This window comes from Gelidibacter sediminis (assembly GCF_004364975.1).
Taxonomy (GTDB): domain Bacteria; phylum Bacteroidota; class Bacteroidia; order Flavobacteriales; family Flavobacteriaceae; genus Gelidibacter; species Gelidibacter sediminis.
Genome location: NZ_SOBW01000009.1, coordinates 96,637 through 113,215, shown reverse-complemented (window position 1 = coordinate 113,215; position 16,579 = coordinate 96,637). Strand labels below are relative to the sequence as shown.

At 35.1% G+C, this 16,579-nt stretch carries 15 protein-coding genes; all 15 read right to left on the bottom strand.

Features of this window, described 5'->3' with window-relative positions; all coding sequences use genetic code 11:
- Positions 1–179: 179 nt before the first annotated feature.
- Entirely contained in the window at positions 180–914 is a 735-nt protein-coding gene (locus BXY82_RS13425; protein ID WP_133758754.1) for a class I SAM-dependent methyltransferase, read from the bottom strand.
- A 107-nt stretch (positions 915–1,021) separates the two neighbouring features.
- A complete protein-coding gene (locus BXY82_RS13420) occupies positions 1,022–2,218 on the bottom strand; it encodes a glycosyltransferase family 4 protein (protein ID WP_133758753.1) in 1,197 nt (398 codons plus the stop codon).
- A gap of 107 nt (positions 2,219–2,325) precedes the next feature.
- Positions 2,326–3,510, bottom strand: a complete 1,185-nt coding sequence (locus BXY82_RS13415) for a glycosyltransferase family 4 protein (RefSeq protein WP_133758752.1) — start codon at positions 3,508–3,510, stop codon at positions 2,326–2,328.
- A complete protein-coding gene (locus BXY82_RS13410; protein ID WP_133758751.1) occupies positions 3,507–4,415 on the bottom strand; it encodes a hypothetical protein in 909 nt (302 codons plus the stop codon). The genes BXY82_RS13415 and BXY82_RS13410 overlap by 4 nt, the downstream gene beginning before the upstream one ends.
- A 2-nt stretch (positions 4,416–4,417) precedes the next feature.
- Positions 4,418–5,683 carry an MBOAT family O-acyltransferase gene (locus tag BXY82_RS13405; RefSeq protein WP_317128590.1) on the bottom strand — a complete coding sequence of 422 codons (1,266 nt, stop codon included), beginning with the start codon at positions 5,681–5,683 and terminating at the stop codon, positions 4,418–4,420.
- Positions 5,684–5,850: 167 nt separating this feature from the next.
- Positions 5,851–6,702 (bottom strand): sulfotransferase family protein, encoded by an 852-nt coding sequence (locus tag BXY82_RS13400; RefSeq protein WP_133758749.1) that lies wholly within the window; start codon positions 6,700–6,702, stop codon positions 5,851–5,853.
- Positions 6,695–7,798: a glycosyltransferase family 4 protein gene (locus BXY82_RS13395; RefSeq protein ID WP_133758748.1), complete on the bottom strand. Its 1,104-nt coding sequence runs from the start codon at positions 7,796–7,798 to the stop codon at positions 6,695–6,697. The genes BXY82_RS13400 and BXY82_RS13395 overlap by 8 nt, the downstream gene beginning before the upstream one ends.
- Positions 7,788–8,306 carry an LbetaH domain-containing protein gene (locus BXY82_RS13390; protein WP_133758747.1) on the bottom strand — a complete coding sequence of 173 codons (519 nt, stop codon included), beginning with the start codon at positions 8,304–8,306 and terminating at the stop codon, positions 7,788–7,790. The genes BXY82_RS13395 and BXY82_RS13390 overlap by 11 nt, the downstream gene beginning before the upstream one ends.
- Positions 8,307–8,384: 78 nt before the next feature.
- Complete coding sequence (locus BXY82_RS13385) at positions 8,385–9,377, bottom strand: glycosyltransferase family 2 protein (RefSeq protein ID WP_133758746.1); 993 nt, start codon at positions 9,375–9,377, stop codon at positions 8,385–8,387.
- Positions 9,368–10,759 (bottom strand): asparagine synthase-related protein, encoded by a 1,392-nt coding sequence (locus tag BXY82_RS13380; protein WP_133758745.1) that lies wholly within the window; start codon positions 10,757–10,759, stop codon positions 9,368–9,370. The genes BXY82_RS13385 and BXY82_RS13380 overlap by 10 nt, the downstream gene beginning before the upstream one ends.
- Before the next feature lie 171 nt (positions 10,760–10,930).
- Positions 10,931–12,757, bottom strand: a complete 1,827-nt coding sequence (asnB, locus tag BXY82_RS13375; protein WP_133758744.1) for an asparagine synthase (glutamine-hydrolyzing) — start codon at positions 12,755–12,757, stop codon at positions 10,931–10,933.
- 6 nt (positions 12,758–12,763) lie between these two features.
- Positions 12,764–13,696 carry a glycosyltransferase family 2 protein gene (locus BXY82_RS13370; protein ID WP_166643306.1) on the bottom strand — a complete coding sequence of 311 codons (933 nt, stop codon included), beginning with the start codon at positions 13,694–13,696 and terminating at the stop codon, positions 12,764–12,766.
- Positions 13,697–13,764: 68 nt separating this feature from the next.
- Entirely contained in the window at positions 13,765–14,490 is a 726-nt protein-coding gene (locus tag BXY82_RS13365) for a hypothetical protein (protein ID WP_133758742.1), read from the bottom strand.
- 120 nt (positions 14,491–14,610) lie between these two features.
- Complete coding sequence (locus tag BXY82_RS13360; protein WP_133758741.1) at positions 14,611–15,513, bottom strand: glycosyltransferase family 2 protein; 903 nt, start codon at positions 15,511–15,513, stop codon at positions 14,611–14,613.
- Positions 15,506–16,480: a glycosyltransferase family 2 protein gene (locus BXY82_RS13355; RefSeq protein WP_133758740.1), complete on the bottom strand. Its 975-nt coding sequence runs from the start codon at positions 16,478–16,480 to the stop codon at positions 15,506–15,508. Before BXY82_RS13355 ends, BXY82_RS13360 begins: the two co-directional genes overlap by 8 nt.
- Positions 16,481–16,579: the final 99 nt, after the last annotated feature.

Sequence of the window (16,579 nt, the reverse complement as noted above, 5' to 3'; positions counted from 1 at the left end):
AAAAAATTAAAATTGTCACTTAAAATGTTAATAGTTCTATAAATAATTACAATACTTTAAGCGTAAATCCCTATACAGCTTATAGTTGGTCGTTTCTTTTATTATTAATATTTCAAGGGTCTATTGTGATGCTTGTTTTGTTTTACAATCCAATTACAAACACTCTCTGCTTAAAACTTTTATTTGTATCCTATAGCAATTAAATGAGCTGTACCTTGTGAATCATATTCTACTCCTCTCGACTGAATGCTGTTTACTAAATTTGAATAAATAGAGTGAATCGATTTTACTGGATTCCTTAAGCTATAGCTTTTTAACCCTAAGACCCTATACCTTCCAGTTCTCACAGCATAATGCACATCTACGTCATCAAAATATTTTTCCAATAACCGCTGCAGTTCGACTTTTGTGTAATGACGCACATGATCTGGGTTCTTACCTGGTCCATCATTTTTTATAAAATCGCCGTTAGGTGTTGTAAAATAGGCCCAGCCGCCTTTTCTTATCACCTTGGCTATGTTTTCAACAAACTTGTCGTCTGCTTCAACATGCTCAATGACTTCAACGCATACCACAGCGTCATAAGATGCATCCTTCAGTTCAGATTTAGTCATATCCTGTATGACAAGATTATCAATATTGGAACGCTTTTTTTTAAGAGTTTCCAAAAGAGTAGCTGTAAACCCCAAATTCAACTCTTTTTTAGTACCAGCTTCCTGAGGCACATCTAATACCGTCACCCGAGCCGGAACACCTATGGTGTATGGGGATTTCCTTCCACCTACATCCAATAGTGAAAGGTGATTTGGGTGCTTCGACCTGGCTACCAAGCGTTTAATATCTTTTCTGACCGTTTGCAAATGCACAGGCATTATTGGAAAAGTGAGTAAACGCAAAAATTCGTAAGTGGTCATTGGTAATTCAAATCATTAGTTGTACAATAATAGTTGTTATTGGCTAAAAAACAGATAAGCATTATCAAAATATGTTTAAAAAACTACAATAAACACCTACCTTAAATTTAGTGGGTATAAAACTCCTGGAATTTTTGCTGTTGCTGAGTTAGCGAAAATTGATTCCTTACCCTATCGACCGCTCTCTCTCTAATGGATTGCTTTTCAACCACTGAAAGTGCTATGACCTCCTCGATTTTTTGAGCCAATATTATGGGTTGCCGCTTTTCTACTACCCATCCTGTGTGTTTATCCAAAACATTTTCAGCTAAGCCTTCCGCATTCGACACTATACACAATAGCCCCATGGCCTGCGCTTCAAGCACCGCATTACAAAACCCTTCTTGAATACTGTACTGCACATAGATATCGCTTTGAGAAAGCTGTTTTTTTATTTCATTTGGAGACAATTTGCCTTTAAAAATCACCTGATTTGAAAGACCCAATTGATGTGCTGCAAACATAAGTCGTTCCTTCTCTATCCCATCACCAATAACTGTATACCTGAAACTGAGACCACTTTCTTTTAAAAGTGCCAAAGCTTCTAATGTGTATTCCAATCCCTTTTTCCAATGCAATCTCGCAACAGTAATGATTTCAATAAACTTACGTACTTGAGGCTTATGGTCATTCTGAAAAAAATCAGTATCAATGGCTGGAGTAATCACACGAATATTCTTTGCATCAATGGAATACTCCATTAAGGTTTGCTTCATTTCTTCAGACAACACATGGTATTTTGCTTTTTTCAAAAACAAGCTATCATAACAGTCTGGATGCTTCAGAGGTGACAAATACAAATCATAGCCCCTAAAACTCACAGCCATTTGAGCACCAATAGCTTCCGCTACATTCTCACGATCTTTAGCGAGCATACCAAAACCAAAATGTAACCACTCTAATTTTTGACGAAGAAGAAACGCATTCAACATTAGATTTTTAATTCGTTTAGAAAAGGAGACACCATCCTTCTTATCCAATTGATAGTGCTTATAACTCGCTCTTGGATGGAGCATACAACTTGTAATGAGCGCAAGGCCTCCGTTCATGAAATTCATAAAACGACTCTTACCATAGTTTTTGGCACCAATAATCTTATAGGATGTATTAAAATTCTTTTTATCAAGATAATCTACAAACAAGATGACTTCAAAACCAGAATCCTGCAATCCTTGTATCTTATTTCTAAAAAACGTTTCAGAATAACCCGGAACGGATGACATCACAAGGCCAATCTTCTGAGTATGTTTTTCACGTTGTTTCATTGTAAATTATTACTTCTATTCTATATTTCGTTAATCATCTCTTTATTTTAGAGGTTTTACCATCAACGATCACCACCTAATACCTAACACCTCCCACCTAACACCTACTACCTAACACCTACTACCTCATTATAAAGTGTCATCATACCGGAAACCATTCCTTCTACGTTGTGTTGCTGTTTTATAGTATCCTGCGCATTCTTTTTGATCAATAACTGTTCCTCGGGCGATAATTTTCTTATGCGAACAATAGCATCAGCAATAGCTTCTGCATCTCGAACAGGCACCAGAAATCCATTCACGGCATCTGTAATGACCTCATTCATTCCTCCACAATCAGTACTCAACACCAAGGTTCCTAAAGCCATCGCCTCCAATACCACGTTGGCAATACCTTCTTTAACACTTGGCAATAAAAGCAGGTCGGATTCTTGGATCATATGTTGCACTACATCGAATTCATGCGGCCCTAATAATCGAACTTCATTGTCCAAACCTAAATCGTGGACTTGATATTGATATTCAATGGACTCTGCACCGCCAATAATTGTATATTCAAAGTTAATGTCTACATCTTTTAAAAGTCTGCATGCATCCAAAGCATAGGTATACCCTTTGATCCAATGCGGACGGCCCACCGAAATTATTTTTAATATAGCTTTATCATATGGCATTCTAGCATCAATTTCAGTCAACGTGTTCAAATCCAAACCACTATACACAACCTGAATACGATTTGCTAGTGCATTATACTTTTGAGCCTCCATAATCATGGCATTGGAGACCGCATGAAACCCATCAACTTTTGGGAAATTTTTATTATACATCTCTGCCAATGCAGTATCAGCGACTGGTGAATAATTAATATGCGCACCACGTAAACTCAACACCAACTTCATTCCAAAATCCTGTACCCACATCCAATCGTCCAAACCTTTGGCCCATTGTAGATGGAACACATCGGGTTGGTGCCATAACACAGGATAATATTTTACTTTGGAATATAAATTAAGAGAATCTCTGGTTTTTAAATAAGCATCCAAACGCTTTTTTTTCTGCGCCTTGAACAATTTAAGCAATATAGAAAATCGAACTAAATGGAACAACTTAGATAGTCGCATGTGTTTATAGGCTATAATCTTAACCCGTGAGTCATACAACGGTTTACGATGTAACACTCCGAAAAGCACGACCTCAGCACCTGAATTTGCAATACCGGTGACAAGGCGCTCAATAAATGTGGTGCTTGGAATTTCACCAGAATAAATGGCAATTTTAAGTGGTCGACTCATTCCCCAAAAGGTAAGTTTTTTAATTTAATAAACTGCTCAGCGAAAAGTAGACTGGATGCGACTCTTCCCGTTGAATTAACATGAATACCATCAAAAAAATATCTAGTATTTGAGAGGCTATCGCTATGATTGAGGACTAAATAGTCATTATTAATAATTTTTACCGACTTTTCTTTCATTGGAGTAAGATAACAAATCAGTTGGATACCTTGCTTGTCACATAGGCTTTTAATGGCCTTCATATAGGGATTTGAGAAATCAACCTCAAAAGTGTCTTTGGATACTATGGGACTATTTTCTGCATTTTTTCCCGGATAAGTATAATTACCTCGCTCATCAAATCTATTGCGTTTTTCAGGATATAAAAGTGCATTAATAGACGGATAAAACACTTCAGAATTATAGTAAGCAACTCCAAGCATCGGCATAAACTTGGAGTATTGCAATAATTTGGCTTCTCGTATGGCGTATTGGCTATAATGCTGATACACATACTCATTTTGAACGTAGGGCAAAAAGCGATAATCATTATTGCTCAAACGATTATTTATGACATCATAACTTGTGTTACTTGGAGCCAATATACAATAAGTAGTAGACTTGCCGAGAGCAATGAAGTGTTCTAACATAACATATTGAGTGGCTAAGGAAGTGTCATCCATAGCGAGATTGAGACCCACTGTACCAACAATGGAATCTATAACATTCGTATTTAAAGTCGTAAGGCCGGTACTCGCTCCTAAAATTATATAATCAAAAGAATCTTCAGTAATAGAATTAGCCAAAAACGACGGTTTATAAAAATTGGATTGTCGTAACGACCACAGACTAGTTGTAGAAAGTAGCGCAGACAGTGCTACGGTAATAAGCACTATAATTCCAACATTTTTCAAAAATGGTTTCATATTTAAAACTGGAAATAAATAAAGTCAGAAGGGTTTTTAAAGACTCCCATAAAAATAATCAAAATGCTTATGAGAATGGCCGAGTACTTTGACAAAACGACTTCGCGTTCATCCTTTTGAACGGCCCAAAATTCGAAAAACAACATGACAGCAACACTAAATAAGATAATAAGACTAAATAAGGTCATTTTTGAGTTTTTAGTAAAGAGTTTGAATGAAAAATCTTGAAATTGAAACAAATCCGATAGATAATTATAGGCAATACCTACCGTATCCGCTCTAAAAAACACCCATGCTATAGTCACAACTAAAAAAGTCAGCAATATTTTTGGTAAATGATGATAGGTCATCCGTGTAGACAAAACGTGTGTACGATTGGTTTTAGTTAATAACAATGGCAAAAACAATACCCCATGAATGCCTCCCCAAATTATAAATGTCCAATTGGCGCCATGCCAAAACCCACTCACCAAAAATACAATCATAACATTCCGCAGTCGCTCCCAAGAAGTCCCTCGCGACCCGCCAAGCGGAATATACACATAATCTCGAAACCATGTAGAAAGTGAAATATGCCAGCGTCTCCAAAATTCCGCAATATCTCTAGCAAAATAAGGAAAGGCAAAATTGGTCATCAAAGAAAAGCCAAATAAGCGGGCAACACCAATTGCAATATCCGAATACCCTGAAAAGTCGCCATAAATTTGAAAGGCGAAAAGCACAGCACCCATAAACAATTCCAAGGAAGAATAGCCTCCAGGTGAATCAAATATCTGATTCACAAAAAAAGCACAATTATCTGCTATGACAACTTTTTTGAAAAGTCCCCAAATAATCAAATAAAATCCACTTAAGGCAAATTGAGAATCAAAAATGCGTTTAACTTTAAATTGTGGCAACAAATGACTGGCGCGTTCAATAGGTCCCGCCACCAATTGAGGAAAAAAGGATACAAAAGCAGTAAACTGAATCAGATTGTTGGTAGCCACCATTTTGCGTCGATAGACATCAATGGTATAACTCAAGGTCTGAAAGGTATAAAAGGAAATACCTACTGGTAAAATTATATCTAAAGTGGATGTTTGCATGGACACACCCAGGTTAGACCAAGCATCAACCCAACTTTCGATAAAAAAATTAAAATATTTAAAAAACCCAAGCAGGCCTAAATTAAACACAACGCTTATAAGGAGTAAAAACTTGCGTGTCTTCTTACTATTAGTGCTTTGCAAACGTTTGGCAACCATAAAATCTACAAGCGTGCTCATTGCTATAAGTCCCAAAAAACGCCAGTCCCACCATGCATAAAATAGATAACTCGCTATTACCAATAAAATATTCTGCCATTTTAAAGAACGATTAAATGCCACCCAATACAATATGAATATTATAGGGAGGAAAATAACGAAGTCTAGGGAGTTGAAGAGCATGCTAATTAATTACGTCTTGCATAAAGCGTTGTCTTAAAAATATCTAATATGGCGTTGATCTCTTTCAAGGTTTGTTTGGGTAAACTTTTTATTTCACCATGGTTCTTTAATATGGCACTATTGGGATGCGTTTTAGAAGACGGCTGCTTAAAGTGTTTTTCCAAATTTACTGCAGGTTCTAAATTATAAGTAGCGCATAGGTTATAAAACAAATCCACATTATCCAATAGGTCTTCGTAACGCACTACCGAAGCATTCACTGAATAAGGTTTTAATACTTCTAACGGAATGACATTTTCAATACACCAACGCAGGGTTAATATTTCAACATCGGTTAGGTGTTTTACTGAACTGATATCATAATTGAAACCATCTTGAATGAGTTTGACGAGCTTCTTCTGTTGCGCGAATTTGGATAAATCATATAACCAAGGAAATTTAACCTGTTCTTGTGATCGAATAATATCATAGGGATTTCTAATAATGTGAATTAATGGGATACCAAATTCTGAATTCATATAGTGCGCAGACAGATTACAGCGTACAAATTTGATAATATAGCGTTTAGGTATAAATGGCCATAAATGACGTTTAAACGTCCTATTACTATTTTGGGCTATCCAATCGCAATCCACACGGTTATGAAAAACAGATTTTAAATAGCTATATGCTTCGGGCGAATCAGCTTTTGAAGTCAGCCATTGATCACAAAGCAAGTGACCTCGTTTAGTGCGCGTTTCTTGATCAGGTTCAAACAGCATTCTATATCGGAAAGGCTGGGCCAAAGTCTCACTTAACCAACTCGTGCCACTACGTGCACTCCCTACTACAATAACCTGTTTGTTGAATTTACTCATTCTTTAAAAGGGATTTATATAAATTTTCATGCGCGGTAATAAAACTATGCATTGCAAAATTCGTATTGCAATACAGTCTCAGTTCCTTCCCTAAAGCAAGTCGTTCTTCTCTATCCATAGCTTGAAACCCCTTTATTTTTAAAACCAACTCATCTATGTCTCCTGCTGAATATAAAAGATTTTTAAAATCTTTTAACACATAATTAATGCCCGTAATATCAGATCCTAAAACCGGGATGCCCATGCTCATGGCCTCAACTAACGCCATAGGCATCCCTTCTCTACGCCCTTCATCCAAGGTTGGAATTACATACAAATCGGCAGCCGACAAATACGGGCGTACATCGAGCTGTTTACCATAAAACCGGATCTGTTCCTGCATCCCTAAATGTGAGCTCAATTCAATCATTGCACGACCATAATCAGTATCGCAATCACCTAAAATAGCCAAGGTGACATTCTGATCCTTTAGCTTATGTAACGCTTCAATTAACACTTGAATGCCTTTAACTGGCACTAGATTAGCAACAGTAATGATATTGAATTTCTTACTATTAACCTCACTACGTTTGGGCACTGCATCGGTTTTATAATAATTGGTATCAATACCTAAAGGAATCAAAGCTTGTGCTTTTTTATTTGGAAAATAACCACGCATCTCCTCATTGATTGTGATAATAAAATGTGCCAAATAACTTTTTATATGCCAATGCCGATTATTAAATCCCATAGCCTTTTTAGTATAGACCCATTTTACACCAACCAACCGTGCCGCTAAAGCCTCGGTCCAATCACTACTCCATTGCCAAGAGTGAATGACATCAAAATTATGTTTTTTATAAAATTTTGAAATTTTCCATATTCGAAACAATAAAGTTTGATAAGGGCGATAAGATGTTTTGGTTTCAAAAATATGGATGGGCAAGCCTAAAGTTTCGACGACTTTAAAAAAAGCGCCTTCACGGCTTCCACAAGCTATTTCTACTTCAAAAACATTAGGATCTAAACCTTTTGCCAGATCATATACCACCTTCCCACTCCCTGCAGTATTAAAATTCGAAATGGTAAATAGAATACGTGTCTTTTTAAGCTTCATCTATATGCCTAATAATTTGTGCTGGATTTCCAGCAATGACACAATTTGAAGGCACATCTTTGACCACGACCGATCCGGCACCTATAATCACGTTATTACCAATACTTATATCCCCAATAATAACTACTTGAGCTCCAACCGTAACATCATCACCAATCACGGGGAGCAAATGGTTGTTATTTCCCTTATTCCCAATGGTTAACCCATTTCTAAATTGAAAATTGCGTCCTATAGATTTCGCATTAATTACAGAGGCAAAAGGGTGGTAACATATAAGTCCTCCTGCTATTTTAGTACTCCTGAAAATTTTACAGTGCACAGTATCCACAAATAGATTCTTCCACCTATAAGATGGCTTGTTAATCCGCCAAAAAAAGATATATGCATAATCTGGATAATACAACATCAAATGAACAAACTGTTTTTTTAAAGGATAGGCTTGTGCATTAGAGCCACGCACCTGCAGTGTTTGTTGTATATCTGCCTGTATTACAGAATTCTTTACCACGTACCGTCTATATAAGCTACTTATTAGTAACCTCCTAAATACATGCTTTATATAATGCCATGGTTTCAATAGGTCTATTTATTTTATAAGTTGTTTAACAGCATAGGGCACTATATAATAACCATATACTTTTCTCAAGTTTTCTAAAGGCAAGATACTTAATATTGTTAAATAGATACGAATAGCAAAAGGAACAGAAATACTTTTTAAATCTAAATACAACTCTCGCTTTAAATGAACCCGGGTTGAAATTCCTGTTGTGTAAACCAATTGTCTTCCCATAGCCTGAAACAACTGACTAAACAACAGTTCCTGGAAGCGTTTTGGAGTCTTGTTTTCTAAGTAAAAAGGTAAATGTTCTTTAACCAGTCGAGGCCATATCATAAATGCTCGTGGTATTTCACGTTTAGTTTGTTCTATGGTAGATTCAGAGTGTTTAAAATATAAATACACATAGGTATCTAAAAAGGCAATCCGTTGGGTCATACCTAATTTTATATCTAGGGCAGTGTCTTCATTGTTTGTAATAGACTCATTATACAGCCCTATTGTTTCAAACACTGTTTTTCTATATAAAAAAGCAGGCGGTCCTACAACTGTTTTTAGATTGGAAAACCACTTTAACCCCCAATAGGGAGTTTCCTGAATATTTACTCCTCCAGTCTCGTCTGTTGGCTTTTTGGTTTGCGCAATCCCTTTATACGATTTTACCATTTTTCCAAAAACAGCAGAAACATCTGGATAACTATCTAACACCTGCATCATGCTATTTAAAGCTTCGGGATATATTTCATCATCTACATCAAACACATAAATATATTCACCTTGCGCAGCTTTAATCCCCATATTTCTCGCAGGAGCAGCTCCTTGCTTGGCTTGATGCAATAAGCGAACCCTCGAGTCCATTTCTAAGATATGTTTTATGTTTAAAACAGAATCATCTGAAGAATTATTATCCACATAAAGAATCTCAAAATCTTCTATACTTTGATGAAGTATGGAATGGTACGATTTATCAATAAAGTCTGCACCGTTATAAACTGGGATTACTACAGATAATTTCACACGCATACTGAATTCCTTTTATGCCATACAGACAAAGTTAGCAACATACTCATAGGGTGTGCATAATGAATAGGATCTGTTTTTTTAAAATGACCATAAACCTCTTCAACAATTACCTTAGGAATAAAACTATTAAAACCCGTTTCAAAAAAACGCCTTTTTAGTTCATACTCATTATCCTCACCAAGAAACTGCAATTCCCAATTGCGCTGTATATAAGGTTTACCTAATAAATGATTCCACTCTCTTTGTACCCTATTATAAATGCGATAAGGTAAATTATATGGCACTTTATTGTATTGGTAATTATTTAGATTGAAAGGGTTTTGTGCATGCCAAGTTATGTCCGCTAACCGATTATCCTGCTTTAAATGGGCGATTTGCATGCGTCTATCTGCCAAATAAGCTTCTGGTATCCCACATATAAACTCGCACATTCTATTATCATAGTAAGGTAATGTAATTGAATGTGCTGCTTCAAACACCGATAAATTCGTTGTGGTCCAACGGTGCGCCCACTGACTCGTTTTGTACGCACGCACCTTCGCACTGATATTGTCAATTTTTATTGCGGCCAAATCAGTTTCTATGCGAGCAATTAAATACGATTTAAAATCACCCTCTAAACCCCAAGTCTGCCATAATTTCTCGGCCAATTCAAGCCCTTTAGGCTTAATCATTTTTTTTAAAAGCAAGGGAATAACATCGGCTTCGGTGATTCCTTCGGGTGCACCTCTATCAAAAAACACATCCCCCCAATGCCCTAAAGAAAACACGCCTTCCATAGCTTTTAACTGTGGTAAAATGGCCATTTGTCTAGGGTGAGTAAACTCCGAATAACACCCTAAAATACTTGCGAGTTCATCAATAGATTCCCACAAATACCCTTTAGGGATGCTAAAGCCATCAAAAGTAAAACCACAATATTGGGCGATTTGAGCACTAATTTTATGTTCTGGAAACCCACCATCAAAGGAGTAACTAAAGCCATGAACCAGATTCCCTAAATCTTTTAATATTAGCGCTTGACTTCTACTATCTAAACCACCTGAAAGTGCTAAAATTACAGGGTTATCTCCAACCTGTTCTTTTGTAATAACTTTCAGTAATTGTATATACTCATCTGTAGCCTGCTCAAAACTAATATCTCTAGGGCTATAATGCCAAGTAAAGTTAGAAGTACTCTTAAACAAATACCCATCAGCATCTAACTCATGATCATGTGCAGGTAACAAACACATCTCATCTTTCCAATAAGTATCTTCTCCCATAAAAAACCCCGTAGCTACAAATACACAAATAGCTTCGAAATCTAGCTCATGCGGTGTATCTGGTCTTTTTGCAAAAACTTGCTTGGTAGGTAATATTGGAGATTTTACAGTTATCATAGTAATAGCAAGCTAATATAGCAAAAAGACCTTGGCATCTAAATGTAAATGCTTGTATTTTAAATTCATTATATCCAGTAAATATGAAATAATTAGATTACTAATTAACATACCTAATTCCTAATGCATTTAAAAAGCCCCAATTCACTTTTCATTCTTCATTCTTCAATTTTAACTATCAACCCCATGTGCCAGCCACCACTTCTGCCATGCATAAATATGCCATACTCCCCAAGCATTATCATGTTTTTTATCAATAAAATCTCGAACATAATCTTGCAGCACCGTCACATCCATAACCTCAGCACCATAAAAAGGAGTTTCAAAAACCACATGCATCACATCCGTTTGTAATTCCTTTCGTAACCAAACTTTTAAAGGCACCGTAAACCCCATCTTCTTTTGATTTATTACCGATTCAGGAACCACTTGAGCCAATAAACTCTTCAACTCCTTTTTTAAATCCTGTTTCGTTCGGAGCTGTCCTTCTTGATTCCAAGCCCATTCAATGCTATTTTTATCTAAAAAAGGAACACGAACTTCTAAACTATGTGCCATACTAGCACGGTCTACTTTTATTAATACCCGCTGTAAATGTGCATAAAACTCATTCCACCGTAATTGATGTAACAAGCTTTTAGTTCCTGAATTCTTAAATTGATATAACTCCTGCATCTCTGATGAATGAGAAACCAATGGAAAGGCTTTATCCAAAGTGCTTTTAGGTATTTGTAAATGTTTGTTACTAATAAAAGCATTTAAATTTCTGAAATAAGGAGCCCAAGTATTAGTAAACCCTAATTTATTGGTCACCTGCACCAAAGGCTTCCTCAGGAAAAATGGCAACTTAAACCACCAGCGTTTATTTATAATATCTAGCATACGAGGATACCCCCAGAACAATTCGTCACCTCCATCTCCCGACAACATCACCGTATGTTTCTTTTTGGCTTCCTTAGCAATAACATATGTCGGGATACTAGAATAATCACCAAAGGGTTCCGGATAAGCCTTAAAATGTGTATCAATTTCTGATAATAAGTCCGATTCCTTAACTGGAACAATATGTTGTTTTATTTCTAAATGATTTGCATAAGCCTTCGCTATCTCGCTTTCATTTAAGTTAGGGTTATCAACCTCCAATGTGAATGCCTCAATACTAGGGATTTGTTTTTTTGCATAGGCAGAAATTAAGGGACTATCAATACCACCACTCAAAAAAGCGGCAATAGGAACATCACTCACCAGTTGCTTAGAAACGGCATGTTGTACAATAGATGATAATACAGTTTCGGTTGATACTGGTTTTTGCGTTTTTGTGAAGGAAACCAGTTTTTTCTTAGAGGTATTTCCTTCCCTATCTATCCGTATTAATTCACCAGGGTTGACTTGAAAAACAGATTTATAAATGGTATTGGGCGCTTGCATATAACCAAAACCAAAATACTCTTTTACTATTTCAGGTTTTAAGTCTAGTGACCTACAGAACCATGAATGCTTATATACTTGGTCAAACTGAGAGGCCATGACTACTCCTTCTGTAGCTACTCCATAAAACAAGGGCTTAATTCCAGCAAAATCTCGTGTAAGGTATAAGCAATCTGCTTTAATATCTATTATAGCAATAGCGAACATCCCATTAAGAAGTTGAACAGTTGCTTCTACACCTTGACTATCTAGTAAATGAATCAACACTTCTGTATCAGAACTAGAAGCTAAATTAGTCAGATCATAACTCTTCGCTAAATCTTTATAATTATAAATTTCTCCATTAAACACGACCTGATACCTACCACTCAGGCTTTGTTTAGGCTGATTTCCTTGTGGGGAAAGATCTAAAATAGCCAATCGGTTAAAACCTAATTGATATCCAGCACCTCTTGTAAATGCACTTGAATCAGGCCCCCGATGTGTAGACAGTGCCAAAAGCCTTTTAAAGGAAGACGCTTCTCTTAATGGATGTTTTTGAAAAGTAAATTCTCCTAGGAAACCGCACATAAATTATTAGTTTAATTTGTTGTAACCTTTATTAAAAACTTTATAAAACATACCTATAACTAAAAGTTGATATAATTTTATTTTAGTCTTAAAATAATAGTTTATATGCCAAGATTTGTACAAGAACGAAGCAGCCAACATTAACTCTTTGTTTTTAAGAACGTTAGAAAACTGATTAACATACTGTCTGTTTAAAAAACAGAGAACTTCCGTATTTAATTGTAGATCCTTTTGATTTTTATATAAATAATAGTTGACTCTTAATTTAGATGGCGATTTAAAACGATAGTTCTTTAATTGATTAATATGTTCTCTTTGGTAAACAAGCGTCTTATTATTACTTATTGGTTTTAACCCAAATTGTAATGCCTGAATATGATATAAATAATCATTAGCAGTTATTAATTGCTCATTAAATTGCAATTTGCATCGTTTTAATGATTCTTTTTTCCATAAGGGAGAATTAATACCCCAACCGATTTTAAACAGAATAAAATCATTAATTGGATCCTGGCTCCAAAGAGTCTCATTCCACATGTTTTTACTAGGTTTTGCTTGTTCTTTAAAAAATACCGATTGACTTATTGTAAAATCAAAATCACCTGAAGAAATTAGTTTTAAATCAATTTCTAGTTTTTTAGGATGCATTAAGTCGTCACTATCAAACCAATTAATATAATCTCCCTTACTTTTACTAAACCCATAATTTCTGGCGGCAGGCGCCCCTTTATTTTTGTTTTTGGTTTTTTTAAAAAACTTAATTCTAGAATCCTTTTTAATTAACTTTTTAATAATGTTATCTGAATCATCTGTAGAGAAATCATCGATAATAATACATTCCCAATTTGGATAACTTTGTTTTTGTATACTTTCAATGGTTTCTACAATTAAGTGCGCCCTATTGAATGTTGGTATTACTATTGATATTAGTGGATTCAAAATGATACAATTAAAATTTTCAAGTAAGGTTATAGATTTTGATTTTACAGCTATGATAATTGCTCTTCTTAAACTCGAAATGGGCCAGTTATATAATTTCTATCAGTATATAACATTGCGTACCGATCAAATTGTCTTATTTCGCAATTCAAACTATTTTTCCATTCATTAGCAATTTCTCTTTCTTCACTCCTGTTAATATCGTCTAGATAAACGCTGTACTGTTCAGTTAGCTTTGAACGTAAATAAGGTATTGCAGAAAATCTTGCATATGGATTAGATTTACCCAATGGACCATCAACAAGAACCAAATCTATAGCATTAACATTCCCTAATTTCTTATTTAATATATCAGTGTCATACCAATAGGATTGACCTTTAAACGAAATTTCTTTCGGCACTTTAATAATTGGAGTGTAGATTATAGTAACAAATTTTTCGAGTTGCATTTTTTTGATTTTATTCTCAATGTTTCTAGCCCAAAGCTCATCAGATTCTACGCTAAAAAATGAAGCTTCAGAGTCTTTTGTTTTAAGAAGTTTTGCGATGAAAAAAGTAGAAGCACCAGACCCAAACTCTACAATACTTTTTCTTTGATTGATTTCTATGTCATTTAGCACATGTTGAATAGTACTTGGTGAAATTGTCCATGTTGTAAAAGGTATAAATTGCGATTCATTAAACAATCCAGAAATTGCATTATATGCAAACTGTTCTTGTTGAATTGCCTTTTGCTTTTTTATAAGTTTTGAAATTATACTATTTATATACTTATTCAAGATTGTTTTAATCATTACTTAATCTTTCATTAAACATTATCCACTTGATATTTATACTGAAATACATATATTCATAAAACAACTATAACTCCAATTTGAAAAGTAAGATTGTAAAATCAAATATTCAAACTACGGTTAGAACCTTAAAAGCAAATAAACAAAATAACATCCTGCATTTACTTCATTCCTAATAATCCTCTTAAATAATTGCAATTTATTCCCAATCCCAGGGCAATGATTCCGTATTAAGTGCTTATAACGTTTTGCTTCAACTTCAGCAATCAACTGCCGATCCGCTTTAGTAAAACGCCCTTCCCCCCATACTAATAGTGCTTTGGTTAATTCACGATACCGGAAATATTGTTCATAAGGAGTATCGGATACAATAAGTGAGGTGTTAGCATCGTGCTTCCTAACACAAGCTAAAACATCTGGCAAAGCATAAAACGGATAATAATAGGCTACTCGTCTCCAATATTCCCAATCTTCTGAAATTTTAAAATCTGTATTAAACAATCCTACTTTTTCAAAAACCTCTCTCCTTAAAACTGGAGTTATCATTGAAAGTCTGTTTTTAAATAATAAGTCTTCAAAAACATAACCATGATTACCTGTTTGTTTAATTACACGCCCTCTTCTAACACCATCAGCATTTACAAATTCTATATTACCAGTAACCAAGCCAACTTCCGGATGCGCCTGAAATATAGGTATCTGCTTTTCCAATTTATCAAACAGCCAAAAATCATCATCATCACAAAAAGCAATATATACACCTTTACTTTTATGAAGTCCAAAGTTTCGTGCACCATTTACGCCTTTGGGGTAATCATTAGGACGTTTATAAAAAATAATTCTCGGATCATTTACACAAAAAGTACTCATTATTTCTGCTGTATCATCCGTACTGCCATCATCAACAACAATACACTCCCAATTGGTATATGTTTGAGCAATGATGCTCTCTAATGCTTCACCAACATACTTAGCGCGATTAAAGGTGGGAATAATGATAGAAACTAGAGAAGAATTAGTCATGAAATAATTTATAAGTTTTAAAGTACATCTCTATCTTATGATAACTTCGCTTTTGCACTTGCAAAAAGTTGACTAATACCTCTAACTGTAAAACCAACCACCAATTTAAAGGTTTAATCATTTTTGTTAAAGAACTTAAAGTGTTTTTTACATTTGGTTTATCTTGATGCTCTAAAGCTCTAAACAAAAAATGAATCAATAATCTATAAAAATACTGAATTAACCCAGGATCATTAAGTACAATGCTTCTTTTTAGGTTTTCTAGAGCCACATAAGTTTCTGAAGTTTTGAAATTAGGTACATAAATCTCATTTTTAGTAGATTTAGTGGTATCATGTTGCCTATACAAGAATAACTCTCTCCGCAAAATACTATATTGAGTTTTCGATAATTCAAAAAATATACGAGAAAAAAACTCACTCTCCTGCCCTCTTAAGATTTGTGGATTAAAAAGATTCAGATTTAATAGAAACTGTCGTTTAAACAAAACACAATTTGTGGTTATCTGGTTGCGCCAAAGCACAAACCCTTTAAATAATGAAACGGTATCGTCATAGCTCAAAATCCCAATAGAGTTTAAATCACGATCTACCATTAAACCTGAACATATTATTAAATCATTATTCTCCGTAAAAGCAGTTAGCTTTACTTCTAAAAAAACCGGCAACATCACATCATCATCGTCAAACCATTGCACATACTCCCCTTTACTAAGATCAAACCCATAATTCCTGGCACCATTACCTCCAGGCAGATGTGAATCAGGGCGTTGATGATACTGAAATCTAGTATCTTTAGTTACATAATCAGTCATCAAAGTTTCCGTACCATCCGTACTCCCATCATCCACAACTATACACTCCCAATTTTGGTAAGTTTGTGCCAATACAGAATCTAGCGTTTCACCAATAAGATGTGCGCGATTAAAAGTGGGTATAATAATAGAAACTAAAGGCTGATCTTGCATAGCTAGCGAATACTCGACTAATATACAAAGTCATAAGAAATAGACCTTCATAAACACAAAAAAAGGAAAGAAATTAAAATGACTTGACTTATAAACTAA

Bases quoted from the DNA above. Each gene is read 5' to 3' on its own strand.
- BXY82_RS13425 (WP_133758754.1), bottom strand. From the start codon at position 914: ATGACCACTTACGAATTTTTGCGTTTACTCACTTTTCCAATAATGCCT.
- BXY82_RS13420 (WP_133758753.1), bottom strand. From the start codon at position 2,218: ATGAAACAACGTGAAAAACATACTCAGAAGATTGGCCTTGTGATGTCA.
- BXY82_RS13415 (WP_133758752.1), bottom strand. From the start codon at position 3,510: ATGAGTCGACCACTTAAAATTGCCATTTATTCTGGTGAAATTCCAAGC.
- BXY82_RS13410 (WP_133758751.1), bottom strand. From the start codon at position 4,415: ATGAAACCATTTTTGAAAAATGTTGGAATTATAGTGCTTATTACCGTA.
- BXY82_RS13405 (WP_317128590.1), bottom strand. From the start codon at position 5,683: ATGAGCACGCTTGTAGATTTTATGGTTGCCAAACGTTTGCAAAGCACT.
- BXY82_RS13400 (WP_133758749.1), bottom strand. From the start codon at position 6,702: ATGAGTAAATTCAACAAACAGGTTATTGTAGTAGGGAGTGCACGTAGT.
- BXY82_RS13395 (WP_133758748.1), bottom strand. From the start codon at position 7,798: ATGAAGCTTAAAAAGACACGTATTCTATTTACCATTTCGAATTTTAAT.
- BXY82_RS13385 (WP_133758746.1), bottom strand. From the start codon at position 9,377: ATGCGTGTGAAATTATCTGTAGTAATCCCAGTTTATAACGGTGCAGAC.
- BXY82_RS13380 (WP_133758745.1), bottom strand. From the start codon at position 10,759: ATGATAACTGTAAAATCTCCAATATTACCTACCAAGCAAGTTTTTGCA.
- asnB (WP_133758744.1), bottom strand. From the start codon at position 12,757: ATGTGCGGTTTCCTAGGAGAATTTACTTTTCAAAAACATCCATTAAGA.
- BXY82_RS13365 (WP_133758742.1), bottom strand. From the start codon at position 14,490: ATGATTAAAACAATCTTGAATAAGTATATAAATAGTATAATTTCAAAA.
- BXY82_RS13360 (WP_133758741.1), bottom strand. From the start codon at position 15,513: ATGACTAATTCTTCTCTAGTTTCTATCATTATTCCCACCTTTAATCGC.
- BXY82_RS13355 (WP_133758740.1), bottom strand. From the start codon at position 16,480: ATGCAAGATCAGCCTTTAGTTTCTATTATTATACCCACTTTTAATCGC.